Annotated in this window: 19 protein-coding genes and 1 pseudogene; 10 read left to right on the top strand and 10 right to left on the bottom strand. The window is 58.4% G+C overall.

What is annotated here, in order from left to right; genetic code table 11:
* Positions 1-152: 152 nt before the first annotated feature.
* Positions 153-956, top strand: coding sequence for a response regulator transcription factor (locus CLV83_RS11340; protein ID WP_132292012.1), 804 nt, complete (start codon positions 153-155; stop codon positions 954-956).
* 19 nt (positions 957-975) lie between these two features.
* On the opposite strand, the gene CLV83_RS11335 is transcribed toward CLV83_RS11340, so the two are convergent.
* A complete protein-coding gene (locus tag CLV83_RS11335) occupies positions 976-1590 on the bottom strand; it encodes a TetR/AcrR family transcriptional regulator (RefSeq protein WP_132292009.1) in 615 nt (204 codons plus the stop codon).
* 154 nt (positions 1591-1744) lie between these two features.
* On the opposite strand from CLV83_RS11335, the gene CLV83_RS11330 reads away from it, so the two are divergent.
* From CLV83_RS11330 to CLV83_RS11320, 3 genes are all read left to right on the top strand, one after another.
* The gene (locus CLV83_RS11330; protein WP_207894837.1) at positions 1745-3019 is read left to right on the top strand and encodes a serine hydrolase domain-containing protein; all 1275 of its coding nucleotides are present in this window, start codon (positions 1745-1747) and stop codon (positions 3017-3019) included.
* 79 nt (positions 3020-3098) lie between these two features.
* A complete protein-coding gene (locus CLV83_RS11325) occupies positions 3099-4415 on the top strand; it encodes an alginate export family protein (RefSeq protein WP_132292006.1) in 1317 nt (438 codons plus the stop codon).
* Between the two features lie 34 nt (positions 4416-4449).
* Complete coding sequence (locus CLV83_RS11320) at positions 4450-5553, top strand: polyamine ABC transporter substrate-binding protein (protein WP_132292000.1); 1104 nt, start codon at positions 4450-4452, stop codon at positions 5551-5553.
* 101 nt (positions 5554-5654) lie between these two features.
* Here CLV83_RS11320 and CLV83_RS11315 read toward each other — a convergent pair whose 3' ends face one another.
* The 3 genes from CLV83_RS11315 to CLV83_RS11305 all read right to left on the bottom strand — a co-directional run bounded on the left by CLV83_RS11315 (position 5655) and on the right by CLV83_RS11305 (position 9666).
* Entirely contained in the window at positions 5655-7196 is a 1542-nt protein-coding gene (locus CLV83_RS11315) for a diguanylate cyclase domain-containing protein (protein ID WP_132291997.1), read from the bottom strand.
* 180 nt (positions 7197-7376) lie between these two features.
* Entirely contained in the window at positions 7377-8861 is a 1485-nt protein-coding gene (locus CLV83_RS11310; protein ID WP_132291994.1) for an aldehyde dehydrogenase, read from the bottom strand.
* A 94-nt stretch (positions 8862-8955) separates the two neighbouring features.
* Complete coding sequence (locus tag CLV83_RS11305) at positions 8956-9666, bottom strand: FadR/GntR family transcriptional regulator (RefSeq protein ID WP_132291991.1); 711 nt, start codon at positions 9664-9666, stop codon at positions 8956-8958.
* A 163-nt stretch (positions 9667-9829) separates the two neighbouring features.
* Here CLV83_RS11305 and CLV83_RS11300 point away from each other — a divergent pair, with 163 nt between their 5' ends.
* From CLV83_RS11300 to CLV83_RS11285, 4 genes are all read left to right on the top strand, one after another.
* Positions 9830-10615, top strand: coding sequence for a (Fe-S)-binding protein (locus CLV83_RS11300; protein WP_132291988.1), 786 nt, complete (start codon positions 9830-9832; stop codon positions 10613-10615).
* 3 nt (positions 10616-10618) lie between these two features.
* A complete protein-coding gene (locus tag CLV83_RS11295) occupies positions 10619-12022 on the top strand; it encodes a LutB/LldF family L-lactate oxidation iron-sulfur protein (protein ID WP_132291985.1) in 1404 nt (467 codons plus the stop codon).
* Positions 12019-12687 carry a LutC/YkgG family protein gene (locus CLV83_RS11290; protein WP_132291982.1) on the top strand — a complete coding sequence of 223 codons (669 nt, stop codon included), beginning with the start codon at positions 12019-12021 and terminating at the stop codon, positions 12685-12687. The genes CLV83_RS11295 and CLV83_RS11290 overlap by 4 nt, the downstream gene beginning before the upstream one ends.
* A gap of 125 nt (positions 12688-12812) precedes the next feature.
* Positions 12813-13682 carry an oxygenase MpaB family protein gene (locus CLV83_RS11285; protein WP_132291979.1) on the top strand — a complete coding sequence of 290 codons (870 nt, stop codon included), beginning with the start codon at positions 12813-12815 and terminating at the stop codon, positions 13680-13682.
* Between the two features lie 94 nt (positions 13683-13776).
* Here the strand turns inward: CLV83_RS11285 and CLV83_RS11280 are convergent, their stop codons facing one another.
* A complete protein-coding gene (locus CLV83_RS11280; RefSeq protein WP_132291976.1) occupies positions 13777-15483 on the bottom strand; it encodes an arylsulfatase in 1707 nt (568 codons plus the stop codon).
* A 957-nt stretch (positions 15484-16440) separates the two neighbouring features.
* On the opposite strand from CLV83_RS11280, the pseudogene CLV83_RS22910 reads away from it, so the two are divergent.
* A pseudogene (locus tag CLV83_RS22910) lies at positions 16441-16869 on the top strand (PAS domain-containing protein); the annotation flags it as partial.
* A gap of 90 nt (positions 16870-16959) precedes the next feature.
* Complete coding sequence (locus CLV83_RS22905; RefSeq protein ID WP_424399126.1) at positions 16960-17409, top strand: methyl-accepting chemotaxis protein; 450 nt, start codon at positions 16960-16962, stop codon at positions 17407-17409.
* An 86-nt stretch (positions 17410-17495) separates the two neighbouring features.
* Here the strand turns inward: CLV83_RS22905 and CLV83_RS11270 are convergent, their stop codons facing one another.
* The 5 genes from CLV83_RS11270 to CLV83_RS11250 all read right to left on the bottom strand — a co-directional run bounded on the left by CLV83_RS11270 (position 17496) and on the right by CLV83_RS11250 (position 22899).
* On the bottom strand, positions 17496-19007 hold the full coding sequence (locus CLV83_RS11270) for a tripartite tricarboxylate transporter permease (protein ID WP_132291971.1): 1512 nt from the start codon (positions 19005-19007) through the stop codon (positions 17496-17498).
* 21 nt (positions 19008-19028) lie between these two features.
* Complete coding sequence (locus tag CLV83_RS11265) at positions 19029-19502, bottom strand: tripartite tricarboxylate transporter TctB family protein (protein ID WP_132291968.1); 474 nt, start codon at positions 19500-19502, stop codon at positions 19029-19031.
* A gap of 54 nt (positions 19503-19556) precedes the next feature.
* Positions 19557-20504, bottom strand: coding sequence for a tripartite tricarboxylate transporter substrate binding protein (locus CLV83_RS11260; RefSeq protein WP_132291965.1), 948 nt, complete (start codon positions 20502-20504; stop codon positions 19557-19559).
* Positions 20505-20604: 100 nt separating this feature from the next.
* Entirely contained in the window at positions 20605-21396 is a 792-nt protein-coding gene (gene hpaI / locus CLV83_RS11255) for a 4-hydroxy-2-oxoheptanedioate aldolase (RefSeq protein WP_132291962.1), read from the bottom strand.
* Between the two features lie 18 nt (positions 21397-21414).
* The gene (locus CLV83_RS11250; protein ID WP_132291959.1) at positions 21415-22899 is read right to left on the bottom strand and encodes an NAD-dependent succinate-semialdehyde dehydrogenase; all 1485 of its coding nucleotides are present in this window, start codon (positions 22897-22899) and stop codon (positions 21415-21417) included.
* Positions 22900-22914 lie beyond the last annotated feature (15 nt).

The following is a 22914-nucleotide window of genomic DNA, read 5'->3' as shown; positions in this document are numbered from 1 at the left end:
CGTACCGCTTGCCTCAGCTGCCTCGAAAACGCTTTTCAGCACCCTGTCCAAGACTACTCCCGTTACCGGGCTCTGGCTGCAAACATCGCCAGAGCCCACTTTCCACGGTAAGCTGATACAATCGCGCAACCCTGGATAGCAACGGATCATTCATGGCTGAATATTTCCCGGCGATAAACGTCAAGAACAGCTGGCAGAAGAACCTGGCGGTTCTGATCGACCATGTAAAATCGAACACTTTCCCCGACCTGCTGATCGAGTACCTTGCCACCCTCTGTCATTTCGACACGGCACTGACGGTCACCTACAAGAAGTCGTTTAAGCCGATCATTCTGCAGCCGCTGGATCCCGCGGAGCAGAGCCAGACGCTGATCTCCTACATCAACAACGGCTACTACCTGCTGGACCCGCTGTTCAACGCGGTGCAAAACGGCATTAGCGGCGTAGTCCGCGTGGCCGAGATCGCTCCCGACTCTTTCCAGCAGAGCGAGTTTTTCGAGAACTGCTACCAGTATTTCAATATCGTCGACGAGATCGTGCTGATTATCGATCTGAGCGATGAGGTCACCTGCACCATTTCCCTGGGCCGCCAGCCGGACCTGGGCACCATCACCCGCGGCGAACTGCGTGCACTGCAGGAGATCTACCCGGTGGTGAGCGCACTTTACCGCCAGTTCTGGAGCACCCAGTCCGGCCAGTATGTGCAGTACGAACAGTCGGACGACGCCACCAAGCAGGCGCTGAAGAGCTTCGGCAGCGGCGTGCTGACCCAGCGTGAGCGTCAGATCACCGAGCTGGTGGTGAAGGGTAACTCCTCCCAGGCGATCGCCGATCAGCTCAACATCAGCGTCGGTACGGTGAAGGTGCATCGCAAGAATATCCACGCCAAGATGCACACCTCGAACCAGTCAGAGCTGTTCAACCTGTTCCTGGATCACCTGAAATCGGTGACCTGAGATCGGTCACCGGCTGGTATTAGCTTTTGATCATGCCGTAGAGGATTAACCCGGTCACTTCGCGCACATCCTTGCGATGCGCGTCCAGGTCGTAGTCGTCACGGCTGGTCAGCCGCATCAACTGGATATGAGAGTATTCATTGAGCAGGCGCGCAGCCAGGTGCACATCCAGGTCTTCCCGCAGCATCCCTTTGACTTTCATCTTTGCCAGCACATCAGCTACGGCGTGCTGCAGGCGCTCATTGGATTTGCGGTAGCTATCCGACACCCCGCCGGTACTTTCGGATAACAACACGGGTAGCAGCTCTCGCCAGACCGATGCGGGAAAGGCTCTTATGGTCAAGTCGGAGATCGCCTGCTCAAGCCGGCATAGCGCATCCAGCGGGTCGGCATAGTCATCGATACAACCACAGGCCTCAGCAATAGCCGCATCATCGATATCTCTGAAGATCTCCAGCAATATCGCCTGCTTTGAGCCGAAATAGTTAAACACGGTGGGCGCAGTCACGCCGGCCTGCCGCGCTATCTGCTCGATGGTCGTATCCGTGTACCCCTGACTTTCAAACAATTCCACCGCTGCCCGGCGAATAGCCTGGCGCCGCATCTCCTTCTGCTGTTCCCTCAACCCGCTCACTATCTGACCTCATCTACTGGATATTCTCGCATCTTACCACTCAGCTTTATCAGAATAAAAAGTTTTACCTTGATAAAATTTTTATTGACTAAAAACTTTTACCCTAATAAAAATAAATCATTCTTTTGCTTACTCAGGAATTCAGGACGCGAGAATGGACCATCAGACATGCTCAGAAGAACAGCAGGCGATCGCCGCCCGATACGAACAGGCTCGTGCTGAAATAGCCGACTCGAAACAGCCGACGCCGATGATGAGCGGCTTTCCACCGAAGCCCTGCCAACGTGTGACCTGGGATAACTGGATGCGTCCCCCTTTCAGCCGCTGGGGGTTTCGCCATCTGAATCAGCTGCGTCCCAGCATTGAAGTACCGGCAGGCCGTGGCCCGGTCAGGGAGCTTCCTGAAGCCCCGCAAGACCTGGACAACCTCTGTTTCGAGAGTCTCTGCGGTCAGCAGATCAGCGTTGTCGAAGCGCTACAGGCAACTCAGGCCGACTCTCTTCTGGTTTTGCACCGCGGCAAAGTGGTCTACGAGCGCTACCTGGCGGGACAGAGAGCCACAGACCGCCACATTATGTTTTCGGTAACCAAATCGCTGATCGGAATCCTGGCAGAACAGCTGATTAGCGAGGGTGTACTGGATTGTGCGCTACGCACCGATCACTACCTGCCGGAGCTCGCCAGCAGTGCCTTTGGCGATGCCAGCGTGCGCCAGCTGATGGATATGGCAGTGGGCATCGAGTTCAGCGAAGAGTACGACGACCCCAGGTCAGAAAGCTCACAGTACGGCTACGCCTGCGGCTTTCAGCCTGCACCAGCCGAGTTTGCGCACTACGCCTCGCTCTACGAATACCTCCCCACATTGAGGAAGAAAGGTGAACACGGCGGCCATTTTCATTACGTCACCGCCTGCACTGAAGTGCTTGCCTGGGTCATGGAGAGAGCCTCCTCCACCACCTGCGCCGATCTTCTCACTCGTATCTGGTCACGGATGGGAGCCGAGTCCAGCGGTTACTTTATGGCGGACCCCTGGGGCCGCAGCGTCTGTGGTGCCGGCTTCAACGCCACCGCCCGGGATATGGCACGCTTCGGCCTGCTGCTGGCCGAAAACGGCTGCTGCCGCGGCGAGCAGCTTATCGATGTCGATACCATTGAGCGCATCGCCCAGGGCAGCGACCCCGCCATCTACGCCCAGGATGAGGACTTCCATGCCTGGGTCCCCGGCGCATCGTACAAAAGCCAGTGGTATGTCACCAACGATGACAGCCAGTCAATGATGGCCGGCGGTATCCACGGCCAATACCTCTTCATCGATCGCCCCTCCCAGGTGGTCATCGTCAAACAGTCCACGCTCCCCGAAGCGGTGGGACTGCTCGACCCCGATAGCGTTCGCTTACTCAAGGCCATCACCGCGCACTTGAAAAAATAACCATAACGACGGGGCCGCGTGCACGGCCCCGCCTGGCATGCCCCTCAATTTTCTTTATGAAAACCAAGGAGAACCAGAGATGAAACTTCCTATCGGACACCTGGTATCGGGCTCTATGCTGTTGCTGGCGGCAAGCGCTGCACAGGCTGGGTACAACATCGACAAAGGCAACCTATCGGCGGAGCTGAACCTGTCATTTGGCAGTGCCGCCCTGTTTAGTCGCAATCTAAACTTCGGCGGTGGCGTGATTAACCAGCGTACTGGCGAGCTGGAGGATAGAGAAAACGCCAACTGGCAGGAGTTCTTCCTCGCCCCGAGCCTGACCGGCAGCTATTCACTCGGGCCTGAACTGGACCTGCTTGCCGGCGCATCAGTCGTTGCCGCAACCACAACCGGTGATGGGGACCCCGCCGGCTTCACCTACAGCTCTGATAGTGATGTGGCTACGGAACAGCTCTACCTGGGCTTTGAATCGAACGGCTGGCGGTTTACCGCCGGTGATCAGGACTTCATGATCGGTAACGGCTTTATCGTTATGGACGGCAACCTGGATCAGTTCGAAGATGCCGCCTTCTGGCTGGCTCCACGCCACGCGTTCAAAGACTCGGCAGTACTGAGCTACACGGCAGATAGTTACGGCGTACAGGGCTTTTCTCTCAAGACCGACGGTGACCTTGGCGGTTACAGGATGAACGGCGCCAACCTGGATTATTACCTGGGCGAGTACAGCATGATCGGCGCCATGGGGCTGGGTATCGAGTCAAACAATGACGATATCACCGTCGATGGCATGGAGGTTTACAGTCTGCGCGGTATCGGTCTGGCCCTGCCCTCGCTACCCGAACTGGTTGTCTCCGGTGAGTATGCCATCCAGACCGGCAGCGGCGATGGCATGGATTACGATGCATCCGCCTGGTACGCCCAGGCCGAATACACCTTTTCCGGCTTTGATACCAACCCGCGTATCGGTTACCGCCACTCCTACTTTTCCGGTGACAACGATCTGGGTGACAACACCCAGAAAACCTGGAACTCGCTGGCAAAAGGCTATATCGACTGGGATACCTGGGTGATCGGTGAAGTGACTGGCAACTACCTGTTCAACAACAGCAACCAGGTGATCAATGAGGTCTGGGTGAAAGTGGATCTCAAGCCGAACCTGACGATCGGTGCCATCCATCATGACTTCAAGCTGGATGAGAAAAACATCTACGGAGCACCTGTCAGCAGCGACGACTTCGGCAAGGAAAATATGCTGTTCATGGATTGGTACCCCAGTGAAAATATCGCCACCTCCGTCGCCTACAGCCGGGTGAGCCCGGGCGATGCCGCCAAGGAGTTCTTCGGCGATGACGACTTTTCCGTGTTCGAACTCTACTTTGCTTACAACTTCTGAGCCGGCGTCTGCCTGTTTATACCGGAGAATTACAATGAAAACCCAACTCACCAAAGCGACGCTGCTATTAACCGCCTCCATGTTGACCGGTGCAGTTCAGGCCGAAGAAAGCCAGTCCGTCGTGCGCATCTATAACTGGATAGAGTATCTGCCACAACAGATTCTGGATGACTTCGAGAAAGAGACCGGCATCCATCCTATCTATGATGTTTTCGATAGCCCGCAGATGCTGGAATCCAAACTGCTCTCCGGAAACTCTGGCTATGACGTGGCGTTTCCCAGCAGCACCTCACTGCAGCGCTATATCAATGCGAAGGCAATACAGTCGCTGGATAAGTCACTTCTGGACAACAGCAACCACCTGGACGCCGATGTCATGCAGTCTCTGGAGAACAACGACCCAGGTAACGACTACGCAATTCCGTACATGTGGGGCACCACACTGATCGGCTACAACCGAGACGCCATTGCAAAAGCGCTGGGTCCGGATGTGGATATGGACACCTGGGATATTATTTTCAAAGAGGAAAACATCAGCAAACTCAAAGAGTGCGGCGTTGGCCTGCTGGATGCCCCGGATGAAATCATGCCGATCGCGCTGAATTACCTGGGGCTGCCATCCCACTCCACAGAGAAAGGTGATTACGCCCAGGCCAGGGATCTGCTGCTCAGCATCCGCCCCTATGTGAAGTACTTCAACTCGGCACGCTACGGTATGGACCTGGCCAACGGAAATCTATGTCTGGCGGTCGGCTGGTCCGGTGGCATGGCGCTGGCCAACAAGATTGCTCGTGCATCCAACAACGGTATCGATGTACAGATGTCACTGCCCAGGGAGGGTGTGCCTTTCTGGTCAGATGTGATGGTTATTCCCAGCAATGCGCCCCATCTGGATGAAGCACACCAGTTTATCAACTACATGCTGCGTCCCGACGTGATCGCCCGCGCCAGCAACGCGACCGGATACCCTAACGCCAATAAAGATGCGACTGACCTGGTGATGGAGGCGATCCGCAACGATCCCCATATGTACATCCCGAAAGAGCAACAGGATCTGCTGTTCCCGCTGGAGGATGTGTCGATCAAAACCGGCCGTATACGGACTCGAGCCTGGAGTTCAGTACTCTCAGGTGACTAACCCACTGCGTTAGCTGAGTTAGCCGTTTTTCCAGAGCTCCCCCTCTTCTGGAAGCCGTCGGGTTTTGGTCCGGCGGCCTTTTTGTTTTCAGGCGAAGGCCTCTACCCTGTTTGCTGGGAGAGCTCAGACGACCAGATCAGATAACGGTTCTTGCCCGCTCTTTTGGCCGCATACATCGCCCTGTCCGCCCGCTGCTGCAGGGTTTCAAAATCACGGCAGCCCGCCTCGGAGAGCGCCACACCAATGCTGGCGGAAACCCACTGAGTCTTATCCAGCCCCTCCACGGTCATATTCATCGACTCTATAAGGCGGTCGAGCATACCGGTGACATCATTCAGGGAGCGGAGCTGGGGCATCAACAGCACGAACTCATCGCCCCCTGTGCGGGCCGCCACATCGCCACCACGTATGTAGCGCCGAAACAGCTCTGCCAGTTCGATCAGCAGCCTGTCGCCCCGCTGATGACCGAAGCTGTCATTGACCTCCTTGAAGTTATCCAGATCGATAACACAGACCGCGCTGAAGCTATCGCTGCGCGCTTCCAGGGCAAACACTTCGGCAGCCCTCTCTTCAATGCGCCGCCGGTTCGCAAGCCCGGTGAGTGGATCGCTGTTGGCCAGTTGTGACAGTTTGCTGTTCGCCGCCAGCAGCTCAGAGGACTGGCGGAAGCTACGCCCCAGCGCAACGATGATCACCAGCGTCAGCAACAGCACCAGCGATGACACCAGTGCCGGCACCGCACTGGACGAGGGCTCATTATCAAAGGCGATATCGATCTGCCACTGTCGCTCCCCCAGCACCAACGGATAGCTGTATTCCGGCCCGGACGGCCAGGACTGCTCGCTACGCGGATAGATCTGGAAGGGTGACTCACCGCTTAGATCCAGCAAACGCATGTGATAGGGCTGGGAGCGATTCGGCTCCAACCGCTCGGTCAGGGAAATCTCGGGCCGAAGCAGCAACATCAGGAAGCCGCGTAACTCTCGCTCACCATCACCGCGAGTCTGCGTCTCCACCGGCTGAAACAAGGCGACACCCAGGGGGCCATTTTCATCCTGCACGATAGGAAAGGCATACGAGGTGTAAGACTTGCCCTGCCGGGCCATTTCGACCGGGCCGTGCTTGCCGTTGAAACGGGGCACTATATCCAGCCCAAAGGCGGCACGATTGCGCTCCATCGGTTCGCTGTAGGTGACCGGAAAATAGAAAGGCCGACCGGCGGCGACCACCGGCGAGAGTGCAGGCAGGTCAAGCTCAAATATGCCCAGCGGTGCCAGGCCCCTGGCAGCCAACGACCTCTCGTAGGACTCTCGCGCATCCGCGGTAATCAGTGGCGCCCAATGCACCGCGTAAACATCGCGCCGTTCGGGCAAAAGAATGCTGGCAAACTTTCTGAATTCCGCAGCGGACACATAGTCGGACGCGGCAAAGTGCGCGGCAAAGGCTTCCAGCACATGTTCCGCATCGCTGAGCAGATCCTGAGCGCGGAAAGCCTGCACCTGGGCCAGCTCATTCAGGGTTTCATCCGCCCGGTTCTGCTCCAGCAGTCGTGAAACGCTGTGCGCTTGCCAGGCACCAATGCCTCCCGCCGCCGCGATAAATAGCAGTAACGCTAGATGATAGATGGAGTAACGATAGCGCACCTGGATATCCGTCCCTCTGCCGCGGCAGGAGCCCTGTTAGCAATCAGTGATAACAGATAGCGACATTACAGACTTAAATCTTAGCAGATGCAAAGCGCCGGCTAGCCAGAGTCTCTGCGTCGGACATAAAAAACGCCCACCCGGTTACCCGGGCGGGCGCTTTCGTCAGAAGCGAAAAGCTTAGATGCTGATCCAGACCGACTTGAGTTCGGTGTATTTCTCCAGCGAGTGCAGCGACTTGTCGCGGCCGTTGCCCGAGCCTTTGACACCGCCGAACGGCATGGTGGTATCGCCTTCGCCCCAGGTGTTAACCCAAACCATACCGCTTTCGATCTCGCGGCTGACGCGGTGAGCGCGGGACAGGTTATCGGTCCAGATGGACGCACCCAGGCCATAGACGCAGTCGTTGGCCATGGCGATCACTTCCTCTTCGGTATCGAAACCGGCCACCGCAAGCACCGGGCCGAAGATCTCTTCGCGCACGCAGGTCATATCGGCATGGGTATCGGTGATGATCGTTGGCTGGGAGAAGAAGCCTTTCTCAGCACTCTCGGTGATGCCACCCAGCTCTACCTTACCGCCCTCTTCGAGAGCGCCAGCAATGTAACGGTTAACGGTTTCCAGCTGCGCCTTGTCCACCATCGGGCCCATTTTCACTTCAGGGTCCAGCGGGTTGCCCGGCTTGTATTCCGCGGCATAGCGCTTCAGTGCCGCCATGAACTGCTCGCGGATACCGTTCTGCACATACAGGCGCGAGCCGGCGATGCAGACCTCGCCCTGGTTGGTGAAGATAGCGATGGCTGCGCCCTGAGCAGCCGCTTCAATATCGCCGCAGTCATCGAACACGATTAGCGGCGACTTGCCGCCCGCTTCGATCCAGACCCGCTTGAGATTGGACTGACCGGCGTACTGCATCAGCATGCCCGCCACACGGGTGGAGCCAGTAAAGGCCAGAGAGTCCACATCCATATGCAGCGCCAGCGCCTTACCGGCGGTGTGGCCAAAGCCCGGCACCACGTTCAGTACGCCATCCGGCAGGCCCGCCTCTTTTGCAAGCTCGGCAAAACGCAGGCAGCTCAGGGAGGCCTTTTCCGACGGTTTGAGTACCACGGAGTTACCGGCGGCCAGTGCCGGTGCCAGCTTCCACATCGCCATCATCAGCGGGTAGTTCCACGGTGTGATCGCCCCGATAACACCGATAGGATGGCGGGTGATCAGGCCGAGCGTAGTAGGTTTGGTCGGCGCGATTTCACCGTAGATCTTGTCGATGCACTCTGCGCTCCAGCGCAGGCAGTCGATGGAGTCAGGCACATCTATGCCGATCATCTCGGTGATGCCCTTGCCCATATCCAGGGTATCGAGCAGCGCGAACTCATCGAAATGCTCCTGCATCAGATCCGCCAGTTTCAGCAGGATGCGCTTGCGCTCCGCCGGTGCCGCACGGGACCAGTCGCCCGCCTTGAAGGCATTGCGGGCGGCTTTCACCGCGGCATCGATATCGGCCGTATCGCAGCTGGCCAGATCGGTCAGCAGCTCTTCGGTGGTCGGGTTGATCGCCGGGAAGGTTTCACCGCTCGCTGCCGGGCGAAACTCGCCGTTAATCCATGCCTGGTGACGAAACTCGATTTTCTCGGACAGGGCTGTCCACTCAGCCAGCGTATGCATGGTGTCTCCTTTTAAACGGTACTAGTAACTGTACTAACGATAGGTAGAGAGTAGGCCTCCTGAAGGGCGAAGCCAATACACCCCAGGGGGTAGATTAATCGGCCTCGAGCAATCCCCGGGTATAGAGAATATGATCCCGGGCCACACGGCGGGCGGTCTCCGCATCCCGCGCCTGAATCGCGCGGTGAATATCGGCATGCTGGCCGCGGATTCCCTCGGGATAGCGGCCGAATTTTTTCAGCGTGCGTGAAAGCACACCATAGATCGCGTTGAAGTAGCGCTCGTAAAAGATCTGGCTGAAGGAGACCAGCAGCAGATGGTGGCTGTAGCGGGCAATCTGAGTGTGAAACTGCAGGTCCGCCTTGGCTCTGGCCAGGGTGGTTTCTCGCTGTCCACGCTCATAAAGCCGGGCATACTCTTCGGCCAGCAGTGCCAGTTCCTCATCGCTGGCCCGAGTGGAGCAATACCAGGCGCACTCGCCCTCCAGAAACGCCCGCACCTCCAATACCTGTAACTGAAACGCCAGATCATCACCCAGTCCTTCCAGCGGCAGACTCAGGTGCGGCTCCACCAGGTTGGCGACGCGGTTGGCCCGGCCCTGGGAAACATCTACGAAACCGACCGCCTGCAAGCGGGTAGTAGCCTTTCGCACCATCTCCCGCGACAGGCCCTGCCCTGCAGCCAGCCTTCGCTCTGACGGCAGCCGTTCGCCCGGCGCCAGCTGGGTACTGGCGATCATGCCGAGCAGTTGCTCGTAGAGTTCGTCGCTGCGTGTGGCTCTTTTGGTTTTTTTAACTGTGGACAAAACACCCTCGCGCTAAACTGAGCATTGCCGCTTGGTCAGACCAGTTTGCAGGATAACATTTCCAACCGCTGCCGCCTCACCTATCTTTCTCTGCAAGCTTTCAAATAAAGCGCGTGTACCCCAAACAACACGTCTAATAACAGCTAATAAGAGAAAACCTGTCATGGCATCATCCCGTTCCCGGGTCGGCCTTTTCGTAACCTGTCTGGCCGATATGTTCCGCCCCGAAGTCGCCTTCGCCAGCGTCAAACTGCTGGAGATGGCCGGTTTCGACGTTGAGGTTCCCGAACGCCAAACCTGCTGCGGCCAACCGGCATTCAACTCCGGTGATCGCCACGACAGCGCGGCGATTGCGCGCCAGACCATCGAGGCGTTCGATGGCTTTGAATATGTGGTCGGCCCCTCCGGTTCCTGCATCGGCATGCTGCACCACTACCCGGAGCTGTTCGCTGAGGGCGATCCCTGGCACCAGCGTGCCCTGGATCTCAAGTCACGCGCCTTCGAGATCACCAGCTTCCTGGCGCAGCATCTCGATACGGACAAGCTATCCAGCTCTTTTAGCGGCAAAGTGACCTATCACGATTCCTGCTCTGGCCTGCGCGAGCTCGGCATCAAACGCCAGCCCCGCGAACTGCTGTCGAAGATCCCCGGCGTGCAGATCTGCGAGATGGAAGAGTCAGAAACCTGCTGCGGCTTCGGTGGCACCTTCTGCGTCAAATACCCGGATATCTCCAACCGCATGGTCGGCAACAAGAGCGAGAACATCCGTGCCACCGGCGCCGACACCCTGCTCGCCGGCGACCTGGGCTGCCTGCTGAATATGGCCGGCAAGCTCAAGCGTGAAGGAGTGAATGTCCAGGCCCGCCACGTGGTCGAGATACTGGCTGATATGGCCAACACTCCAGCCATTGGGGAAGCGGCCATCGGCGAAGCAGAGAAGAGGAGCTGAGCCATGCAGATTAAAAGCCCCGAGTTCAAACAGAACGCCCGCATCGCGCTGGAAGATGTCAACCTGCAGCGCGCACTGGGTAACCTGAAGGCTGGTTTCCCGCAGAAACGCGCTGCTGCCGTCGCCCGCCTGCCGGAGTTCGACCAGCTGCGCGATGAAGCCCGCGACCTGAAAAATCATATTCTCGAGCATCTGGACCTCTATCTGGAGGAGTTCGAGAAAAACGTGGTCGCCAACGGCGGCACCGTTCACTGGTGCCGCACCGCCGAGGATGCACGCAAAACCATCCTTGAGATCTGCCAGGATCAGGATGCGAAAACGGTCACCAAGGGTAAGTCCATGGTCACCGAAGAGATCGACCTGAACGACTACCTGGAAAAGAACGGCGTCACCCCGGTGGAAACCGATCTCGGCGAATACATCCTGCAGCTGCGCGAGGATCACCCCAGCCATATCATTGCGCCGGCGATCCACCTCAATATCGAGGATGTGGCGGATGCCTTCCACGAGCATCACAAGCGGCCGAAAAGCAACGACCCGGCCCACCTGATGCGCGAAGCGCGGGAGATGCTGCGCAAGCACTTCGTCGCCGCCGACGTGGGTATCACCGGCGCCAACTTTCTGGTGGCGGAGACCGGTTCCACCATCATCTGCACCAACGAGGGTAACGGCGATCTGACCCAGACGCTGCCGAAGACCCATATCGTCGTCTCCTCCATCGAGAAGGTGGTGCCGACCCTGGAGGATATGACCCTGTTCCTGCGCCTGCTGGCACGTTCCGCCACCGGCCAGGAGTTCACCGTCTACAACACCCTGTCATCCGGGCCGCGTCGCCCCGGCGATCAGGACGGCCCGGAAAACTTCCATGTGGTGCTGGTGGATAACGGCCGCAGCGATATGGTCGGTTCGGAGTTTCAGGAGATGCTGCGCTGCATCCGCTGCTCCGCCTGCATGAACCACTGCCCGGTATACGGCGCCGTGGGTGGCCACAGTTATGGCTGGGTCTACCCCGGCCCCATGGGATCGGTACTGACGCCGCAGATGGTGGGCATCGAAAACGCAGGCCTCTTGCCCAACGCATCCACCTTCTGCGGCAAGTGCGAAGAGGTGTGCCCGGTGCGTATTCCACTGCCCAAGCTGATGCGTCACTGGCGCGACAAGGAGTACGAGAAACACCTGAGCCCCACCAGTGTGCGCAGCGGGCTTTCAGTGTGGAGTTTCTTCGCCACAAGGCCCAAGCTCTATCGCCTGTTCGCCTCTGTAGGTAACCGCTTCCTGCGCCTCAAGGCCGGCAAAAAAGGACGTACCAGCAAGCTGCCGCTGGCCAGCGCCTGGACCGATCACCGTGATATGCCGGCACCGAGCGGCAAAACCTTCATGCAGCAGTGGAAGGAGCAGAACCGATGAGCAAGGCCGATATTTTCAACCGTATCCGCGGCGGGCTGCATGTACCCAGCGATGACTCGGCACGGCGTGCTGCGGTTCAGGCACGGCTCGATGCCCGCAAGCGCAACCTGATTCCGCAGCGAGCGCAGCTACCGGCTGACGAACTGCTGCGACTGTTTATCGATATGGCTGATGAAGCGGCGGCGGAGTTGATCGAGCTGCATAGCGCAGCGGAGCTGGCGGGCGCCATCGAGAACTGGGCACAGGAGAACGGCATCGCCCACCTGGTCACCGCCAGCGATGAGCAGATCAACAACCTGGAATGGTCCGGCAACGGTACCCTGGTGCGCGAAGAGCGAGTAGCCCAGGTAGGCGATGAGGCGAGTCTCACCAGCGCCTTCTGCGGTATCGCCGAGACCGGTACCCTGATGCTCTATTCCGGCGAAGAGAGCCCCACCACGCTGAACTTCCTGCCCGATACCCATCTGGTCGTGCTGCGCGCCAGCACCATCGTCGGCCCCTACGAGGATGCCTGGCAGATGCTGCGACAGGCCACAGGCGGCAGCATGCCGCGCACGGTCAACCTGATCACCGGCCCCTCACGCAGCGCCGATATCGAACAGAAACTGCAGATGGGCGCCCACGGCCCACGCCGCCTGGTGATCTTTCTGCTACACGGCGAGTAATTTCACCGACACTTGATCTCCTAACCTCTCAGCGCCCCCATTGGGGCGCTACTCTTTGCGGCTATTGACCCCGCGCCCTGCTGGCATTAAGAGTAACCAATCCTTTCTATTGGGCCTCGCACGGCATGGAATTTATCAGGCAGCGTATCGAGCAACAGGTTTTCAGCATCACCGGGCTTGCCCTTAACCAGATCGACTACGAAAATCCGAAAGGCGACCCCGGCCTGTTTGGCCCCGGCAGCGTCTGCTGGACCGTCCATGCGGACTTTCCCTCCATGCTCTGCGGCGGCATTGGCGCACTGATGCTACAGATGCTGCACCCGCTGGCCCTGGCCGGTGTCTGGGATCACTCCACCTTTCGCGAAGATATGATCGGCCGCCTGCGCCGCACCAGCCAGTTTATCGCCGGCACCACCTTTGCCGCGCAGAAAGACGCCGAATGGCTGATCGATCTTGTGCGTGAGATTCATGGCAAAGTGACCGGTGTCGCGCCGGACGGTCGTCCCTACTCCGCCAATGATCCGGAACTGCTGACCTGGGTGCATGTGGCCGAGGTGCGGAGCTTTATGGCGGGTTACCTGCGCTATGGCGACCCAACGCTGAGCCTTGCCGAGCAGGATCGTTATTTCGACGAAGTGGCGCTGATTGCCGAGGCGCTGGGGGCGCAAAATGTCCCCCGCACGCGGCAGGATATCGAAGCCTATATCGAAAGGATGCGGCCGGAGCTCTGTTTCAATGAACGCACCGCCGAGGTATTGCGGCTACTGCTGACGGCACCGACACCGAACGCAGTCACCAAACCTGTGGGTTACATGATGGCGCGAGCCGGGGTGGATCTGCTGCCGGATTGGGGGCTGGAGATGGCGGGTATCAAGCTCAGTCCGCTGCGACGCAAGGCGATCCAGTCAGGCATGCACCTGCTTGCACCCTCCTTGCGCTGGGCACTGCGCAACGGTGTATCCGCAAGGGCGAAGCGGCGCATGGGTTCGGCCTAGCCAGACTTACTCCGTCAGCCCTCTTCTGCGAGACGGCTTTGCTGTGGAAGAGACCCGGCGCCAGACTGACGCCGGGGTATTCATTAGCGGGCGATCAGTTTTGCTCCGGCCACTCCGCGATGACCAGGCCATTCTCAGCCACGTAGCGCTCCCACTCCTGCTTCATCTCGGCAAGTTTGTCGGGGTTCGCGTCGGCCAGGTTAGTGGTTTCACCGGGATCACTGGCAATATTGAACAGCTGCCAGCCATCTGTTTTGACAGGTCCCTTCTTAACCCACACCAGCTTCCAGTCACCCTTGCGCAGCGCCTGTTTCTCGTCGATTTCAACACCCACCGCATAGTCGCTGTAGTGCACCGCCTCGGCTTCGCCCCTGATCATCGGCATCAGTGACTTACCCTTGTGCGGATAGATCTTGATGCCGTTGTAGGTCGCCGGATGCTCGGCACCGGCCACATCAAGGAATGTCGGCGCCAGGTCCATCACCGTGGTCAGCGCCGTGGTGTTCACCTTGCCCATCACGCCACCGGGGTATTTCACGATCAGCGGCGAGCGGATACCGCCTTCGGTGACGGTGCCCTTGAAGTCGCGGAAGGGTCCCGCACTGGCCTGCGCCCACTCCTGGTAAGCCGCGAACGAGTTCGGCCGGCCCAGGTTCTCCAGGCTCAGGTCGTAGGTCGCCTTCCAGTCAGCGGCTACCTGCTCACCGTAGCGTTTCCAGATGTTGATGGGATTGCCGCCCTCCGGTCCGTTATCGGACATAAACACAAACAGGGTGTTGTCGTACTCGCCGATCTCTTTCAGATGTTGCAGCAGGCGACCGATATTGAAATCCATGTTCGCCACCATCGCCGCATAAATTTCCATTTTGCGGCTTGATACGGCTTTCTGCTCGTCGGACAGAGAGTCCCAGGCGTTATGAATTTTCAGTGGTGTAAAGGCATAAGGAGCGGCATCTTCGGGGAAGAGACCAAGCGCTTTGGCCCGCTCGCTGCGCTCTTGTGCCAGCGCCTCAAAACCCTGGTCGTAGCGCCCCTTGTACTTGTCGATCCAGCTGTCCGGTGCCTGCAAGGGCCAGTGCGGGGCGGTGTAGGCTACGTAGGCGAAAAACGGCTTGTCCTCTTTGCTATCGCCGTTTCTATCCGCGTCGATATACTCGATCACCTTGTCGGTATAGAAGTCGGTAGAGAAAAAGTCCTTCGGCAGTGACTCGACTTCTTTGCCGTTGTCCCGGTAGGGCGCGATAGGCTTCTCCGGGGTGTAGCCCTTCTGGGTGCCGAAATGACTCGCCCCCCCCTGAAGCAGAACAAACGACTGTTCAAAACCTCGGTTGTGAGGCATGTGCGGCTCATCCAGCCCCAGGTGCCATTTGCCGACCATGTAAGTGTTGTAGCCGACGTTTTTCAGGGTTTCCGAGATCGGCATCACATCGTCTCGCAGGTAGCCGACATAGCCTGGCTGCCCCTGCTGATTCGGTGCCTTTTTCCACTCGGCCATCTGCCCCATGCCCGCCAGATGGCTATCGGTGCCGGAGAGCATCATCGAGCGTGTCGGCGAACACTGCGGCGTCACCTGAAAGTCCGAAATCAACAGCCCCTGCTGGGCCATCTGATCCAGATTCGGTGTATCGATTTCACCGCCGGTCACCCCGAGATCGGTATATCCCATATCGTCTGCAACGATCAAAACGATATTGGGGCGTTCAGCCAAAGCCAATGGAGCAAAAGCCAAGCCTCCGATCAATGCGCCGAGAACCGTGCTGGAACGGGCTTTAGCCCTGTACTTGCCAGTTAGAAAAGCCATTTTTGACCCTTTTTATTGTCTGTATTTATTATTTTGTTTGGGTATCGAGCCCATTTACGTAGATACCCTCAGTGCACAGGGTGATTGCCGGTTGGCTTGTGCCCTGTTGCAGTGATGTAGTCACCCGCCCGTACCGATGCGATTTCGCGGTTTGAGGTTAATTCGTGGCAGGTCAGTTTGAGTCTAACGCTGCACTCACGCTGTGAAGAACAGATTCCGGGCAGGCGTACCACCTGGTGGCACAACGTGCAAAAAGACCTCATAGAGACACTTTAGCCGTTAAGACAAGAGTGCATCGCCATCTCTGCTGGTGCTGTAGATTCATTGACGATGTGAGGAGGCTTAACGAGTCGCGCCGAAAGCACCAGCCAAACATGCTGAAAGCCCCCTCTCCTGGCTAGAGTGCAGGGCTCGCAGTATTTGTTGAATCGCTCTATAGTAGATGATAATAATTATCAAAACCGGTCCAGAGTTAGGTCTACCCCCTCTAAATACCTGCCTGGCATCGCCTGATTTCAATACGCCAATTCGATCAGGCACTGATGACCATCTGTACAAGACTTGTTCGTAACGTTCATTATCAACGTGTTGGTGGCCTATGCTTTTTTCAACCGCTCGCAAGACCAGCCAGTCGCAACAGCACCTTGCACAGCTCGAACTCTCCTGCGGAGAACTCACCAATATCCTTAACGCGGTCAAGGCGTCGGTAGCCTACATAGCGTTCAGCCCGGACGGGCTGATAGTCGACTGCAACGAGCTTTTTCTAGACGTCACCCGATACGATCGAGCTGATGTTCTTGGCAAGCACCATCGCATTTTTGCGATGCAGGCTACTCAGGCACCCAGGAGTATGCGCAGTTCTGGCGCGACCGCGCCGCAGGCATACCGCTGCGGGGAACCTTCAAGCGTCTGAACCGGCTTGGCCAGCGCATCTATATCGAGGCGACCTATATCCCGGTGAAAAATGCCGAGGGCGAGGTCACCCAGGTGATCAAGCTCGGCAACGATGTAACCGAACTGACTATACATGCCAATGACCGCGATTCCATCTACTGCGCTATAGACCGCTCCCAGGCGATCATCGAGTTCACACCGGACGGCACCATACTCGACGCCAACGAAAACTTTCTCGGCGTGATGGGATATACGCTGGAGCAGATTGCCGGCAAACATCACCGGATGTTCTGCCGCGACGAGTTTTACCGTGATCACCCCCACTTCTGGCGCGAGCTGGCCCAGGGGGAATTCCGCAGCGGCAAGTACGAACGCCTGAACGCAGAGGGAAAATCGATCTGGCTGGAGGCCTCCTACAACCCGGTCTTCGATGAAAACCAGCAGGTTGTTAAGATCATTAAGGTCGCGGCAGATATCTCCGAGCGAGTACGTCAGGAGGAGGAAAATATCACCTTTGCGGCTACCATCTCCGAAGAGACCTCGCAGATCACCCAGATCGCCCAGCAGACACTATCGGAAGCAGTGACAACCTCGGACAAGGTCACCCAGCGGGTCGGCAGCGTCGCCGGTGTGATCGAGGAGCTAAGCAGCAATGCCGACTCTATCCATCAGATGGCCATAGCGATCGAAGAGATCGCTGCACAGACCAACCTGCTCGCACTCAATGCGGCCATTGAAGCGGCTCGGGCAGGCGACGCCGGGCGCGGTTTTTCTGTCGTTGCCGATGAGGTTCGTAATCTTGCCCAGCGCAGCCAGCAGACCACCGACCGGATCAAGACGATCGTTTCCACCAACGCCAGCCTGATGGGCAGCATTGTCGGTCAGATCGACACAGTGAAAGAGAGCCTGGAAAACGAGATCGCCAAGATTGCGCTGGTCAGCGACGGTATGCAGGAGATAGAGCACGCGGTGACACGTCTGTCGGAGCATATCTCAGGCATGACCGACCAGACCGGCATGGAACGCGTCTGAGCGCTGCAACCCTCTAAAGCCCCTGTCACAGACAAAAAATCCCGGCACTCAGACCGGGATTTTGGTTTCTACTTCGGGACCAGGTATTAAGCTTCGCTAGCCTTCAACTCGCGCTGTTTTTTCGCCTTGCGATAGCGCTGGTAGAGGGGCAAGCCGATAGACAGAGCTGACAGAATCAGGAAGGTCAGGCTGATCGGGCGGCTGAAGAACACCGTCCAGTCGCCTTCAAACATGGTCATGCCGCGACGGAAGTTCGACTCCACCATGTAACCCAGGATCATCCCCAGCACCACCGGCGCCGCGCTGAATCCAAAGCGGTTGAGGAAATAACCGAACACACCGAAGAACAGCAGAATCCAGGCGGAGCTGAGCGTACCGCTGATACCGTAGGAACCCAGGATGCACATAACCATGATGAACGGCATCAGGTAGGAGCGCGGAATCTGCAGCACCCGCACGAACAGCTTGATGCCGATCGACTGGAAGCTGAACATGAAGATGTTGGCAATGAGGAAGGCGATGATAATGCCGTAGGCGATATTGCTCTGTTCCTGAAACAGCATCGGACCAGGCTGCAGGCCCTGAATCAGCAGGCCACCCATCAGGATCGCCGCGGAAGCATCACCGGGGATACCCAGGGTCATCATCGGAATCAGCGCACCGCCGGTCATACCGTTGTTGGCGGACTCACAGGCCACCACACCTTCCGGTGTGCCCTTGCCGAATTTCTCCGGAGTCTTGGACATCCGCTTGGCCTGGTCATAGGCCAGGAACGAGGCGATGCTACCGCCAGCACCCGGGATCGCACCCACGATGGAGCCGATCAACGAGCTACTGAGCCACACCTTCCACTTGCTCAGGGTTTCACGCACACGCGGATAGGCGTTGGAGATACGTACCTTTTTCTCGGCATTCAGCGTCGCGTCGTCCGAGGTCACATCACGGATAATCTGCGACAGCGCGAACAGACCGATCAGCGCCGGCATGAAATCCACACCGCCGATCAGCTCGGGGATACCTGCGGTCAGGCGCACCATACCGGTGAGGGAGTCGATACCGATCAGCGAGATCAGTACACCGATCAGGCCTGCGACCAGCCCCTTGATAATGGAATCGCCGGATACGGACGCGATAATCGTCAGACCGAACAGGCCCAGAGCGAAGTACTCGATGGCGCTGAACTTCAACGCTACATCCGCCACGATCGGTGACATGAAGGCAAATACGGCAACGCTGATCAGGCCACCGATAAAGGAGGATACGATACACAGCCCCAGAGCCCGGCCCGGCTCACCGTTGCGCGCCATGGGGAAGGCATCAAGGGTGGTCGCCACCGAGGAGGGTGTACCGGGGATATTCAGCAGCGCGGCGGGAATCGAGCCGCCTGAAATAGCACCGCAATACACGCCCAGCAGCATACCGATACCGGTAACCGGCTCCATGCCGAAGGTCAGCGGCAGCAGCAACGCAATACCCATGGTGGCGGTCAGGCCCGGCAGCGAGCCGAAGACCAGACCCAGCAGGGTACCGAAAGCGATGGCGAGGAAAATCTGATAGTTGAAAAACAACCCTGCCGCATCGGCGAAGTTAGCGAGCATACAACAACTCCTCTATGCCGCTCAGGGCAATGACAGCTCAAATATGACCGCGAACACCAGGTAGATAAAACCTGAAGACACCGCGGAAAAAAGCGCAGACGCCAGAATCGAACGCAGACCCGGGTTTGCCCCGCTGATGAACTTATCCACCAGCAAACGGAACCCAAACAGGAACACCAGCGTACTGATCAGGAAGCCCACATGGGTCAGCAGCAGGATATACCCGGCGATGGCCGCCAGCGTAATCACCAGAGCAAACGCCTCTTTCAGGCCGATCGGCTGGCTCTCACCCTCCTCGCCCGAAAAGAGATCCTTAATCAGCAGATAGCCGGTCAACAGGATGATCAGGAGACTGATCCAGAACGGCAAAAATCCCGCGCCGGGATCCCCCTTTACGCCCATCCCGGTGGGGATAGCCTGAGCCATGCTGAGAAAATAGCCTGCCGCCACGATCAACAGCAGATAGAAAATCTGCTGCTCTTTGAGTCTTAACATATCTGCATCCAACCCGTTAAAAACCGGGCCCGGCCATCTGGCCGGGCCTCTCTGTTACTGCTTGAGTTCCTGTGCAGTTTCAATGAACTCCTTGGCCAGGCCCTGCATACGCTGGTCCAGCTCTTCGCCCGGTGCCACGTAATCGATGGTCGCGCCCTGGGCTTCGATCGCCTTGACGAAGGCAGGATCACTGGTAGCTGCTTTCAGCGCTTCGCCCCAGGCTTCCTTCACTTCATCACTGACGCCCGCCGGTGCTGCAACGCCACGCCAGTTGGTCAGCAGTAGCTCACCGCCCTCCTCTTTCAGGGTCGGTACATCCGGATACTCTTCCATGCGCTTCTCACCCAGAGACAGGAGCGGACGCAGCTTACCGGACTCAAGACCGGAAGCCAGGTCACCCAGGTTCAGCATCAGCGCATCGATATGACCACCCATGGCGGCAACGACCGCTTTAGAGGAGCCATCGTGCGGAATCTGCTTCACTTCGTAACCGACGTTACGCGCCAGGATGGCGCTGGCCACATGGGTGGAACCGCCGTAGCCGGAGAAGCCAAACTTCACCTTACCCGGGTTCGCTTTCATATCCTCAACCAGCTCATCCCAGGTCTGCCAGGGACCATCGGCACGCACGGCGACCACGTAGTCTTCGGTCAGCACGTTACCGAGGTAATCGAAACCGGTGGATTTGTAGGTGGCATTACCCATGCCTTCGGTAGCGAAGATCACGTTATTGGGGATGGTCACCGTGTAACCGTCCGCCTTGGCGGTAGCTACCTTGGTGAAGCCCAGGATACCGCCGCCACCGGGGATGTTATTCACCACGATGGTCTGTCCCAGGGATTTCTCCAGCGCCGGCTGCAGCGCACGCGCCAGAACGTCGGTACCGCCGCCAGCGTTATAAGGAATCACCATGGTGATCGGCTTGGTGGGGTATTCGGCCAGTGCCATTCCGGAGGTCAATGCACTCGCCAGAAGAACGGATGCTGTAATCGCTTTTTTCATGGTCCTTCCTTTTTATTCTTGCGGGGTTTAGTTATTCGCTTATCTGCTTTTCGCTTTACGGACCGCCCTGTCGCGGCCCGTCACTCGATCAGGGACCGTATCAATACGGCCCTTTGGTTGCTTCAGGCGCCTCTCCCAGTCCGAATTCAGCCGCCCGAGCCCGGGTGGCCTGCATCATCAGGGTGACATCCAGCCCTACGGCCACGAAGGTGGCTCCCAGCTCCAGGAACCGACGCGCCTGAGCCGCGTCGCCTGTCAGTGTTCCAGCAGCCTTGCCGGATGCGACGATCGTTTTGATCGCCTTTTCAATAGCGGCCTGCACATCCGGATGACCGGGGTTGCCCAGGTGTCCCATGGACGCCGCCAGATCGGCGGGACCGATAAAGACACCATCGACGCCGTCCACGGCGCAGATCGCTTCGAGATTTTCCAGTGCGGTTACGGTCTCGGCCTGAACCAGCAGACAGACCTCGTCATTGGCCTGGTGCACATAGTTCTTGATGCCGTTCCAGCGAGACGCACGCGCCACGGCGGCGCCAACACCGCGAATCCCCTCTGGCGGGTAACGGGTGAAGGAGACCATCTGCTGCGCCTGCTCGGCGGTATCGACCATTGGTACCAGCAGTGTCTGCACGCCGATATCCAGCATCTTCTTGATACCCGGCGCATCGCCCTGAACCACGCGGACCACCGGATGGCTTGAATAGGGCGCAACTGCCTGCAGCTGGGCAAGCGTGCTGTTCAGATCGTTGGGCGCATGCTCGTTGTCGATCAGTAGCCAGTTGAAACCAGCCGTCGCCGACATCTCCGCGCTGTAACCGGTGCCCATGGAAAGCCAGAAACCGATCTGGGCTTCGCCCTTGGCCAGCGCCTGTTTAAAGCTATTGCTCACTGTACTGTCCCCTCCCGATCAGGGCTGCTGCTTAAGGTTGCCCTGGCACAGGTACTTGATCTGCATAAAGTCTTCGAGGCCATGGATCGAGCCTTCGCGGCCGTAACCGGACTCTTTAACACCGCCGAACGGCGCTGCTTCAGAAGCCACCGCGCCTTCGTTGATACCGACGATGCCGGTCTCCAGGGCATCGGCCACACGCCAGATGCGGCTGACGTTTTCGGAGTAGAAGTAACCGGCCAGGCCAAACGGCGTATCGTTGGCCGCGGCGATCACTTGCGCTTCGGTTTCAAAGGAGAACAGCGGCGCAACCGGACCGAAGGTCTCTTCGCAGCAGAGCACGGCCTGGTTGGACACGTTGGCCAGCACAGTCGGTGCGATGTAGTTCGGACCCAGCTCTTCGCGTACCCGGCGACCGCCGGTCAGCACCTTGGCGCCATGCACTACAGCGTCGTTGATGTGGTTGAGAATCTTGTCTACGGCGCGCTCGTTGATCATCGGCCCGATCATCACACCCTCTTCGGTGGCGGGACCGACCTTCAGCGCGGCTACGCGCTCGGTCAGCTTGGCGGCGAACTCGTCGAACACGCCGGACTGAACGTAGACACGGTTCGGGCAGACACAGGTCTGACCGCCGTTGCGGAATTTAGCCGCCATCAGACCATCAACAGCGGCGTCCAGATCGGCATCGTCAAACACCACGAACGGCGCGTTGCCACCCAGTTCCAGGGAAAGTTTTTTCAGGGTATCCGCGGAACGGCGAGCCAGGTGTTTGCCTACCGGGGTGGAGCCGGTAAAGCTGACCTTGCGGACCTGCGGGCTGTCGAGCCAGACATCAACCACTTCCGGGGTTTGCTCGCGGGAGGCGCAAACCAGGTTCAGCACGCCTTCCGGCACTCCTGCTTCTGCAGCCAGTTTAGCCAGCGCCAGGGAGGTCAGCGGAGTATCTTCCGCCGGCTTGCCGACCACGGTGCAGCCTGCAGCCAGTGCCGGTGCGATCTTGCGGGCAATCATTGCCGCCGGGAAGTTCCACGGAGTAATCACGGCCACGACACCCACCGGCTCACGCACGGCGAACATTTTGCGACCGGCTACCGGAGACTCGATCACCTCACCGGTGATGCGGGCAGCTTCGTCACCAAACCACTCCACGTAGCTCGCGGCATAGACGATTTCGCCAATACCCTCGGCCAGCGGCTTACCCTGCTCATAGGAGACCAGCTTTCCCAGCTCCTCTTTGTTCTCAAGGATCAGGGCGTTCCAGCGCTTGATGATCGCAGCGCGGGCCTTGGCTGGTGTTGCGCGCCAGGCCGGCAGCGCAGCGCGGGCTGCCTCGACGGCGCTCTGCGCATCAGCGGCACCGCTATCGGGAACCCGGGTGATCTCGGTCATATCGGCCGGATCGAGCACCGGGAAAACCTGGCCGGATACCGCATCCTGCCAACGGCCGGCGATGAAGTTCTGTGATTTGATCAGATCCTGACGATCGAAGCTGAATGCCAAGGTGACACCTCCAAA

The organism is Marinobacterium mangrovicola, from assembly GCF_004339595.1.
GTDB lineage: Bacteria > Pseudomonadota > Gammaproteobacteria > Pseudomonadales > Balneatricaceae > Marinobacterium_D > Marinobacterium_D mangrovicola.
Note: the sequence above shows the minus strand (reverse complement) of the source record. Positions and strands in the feature narration are given on the sequence as shown.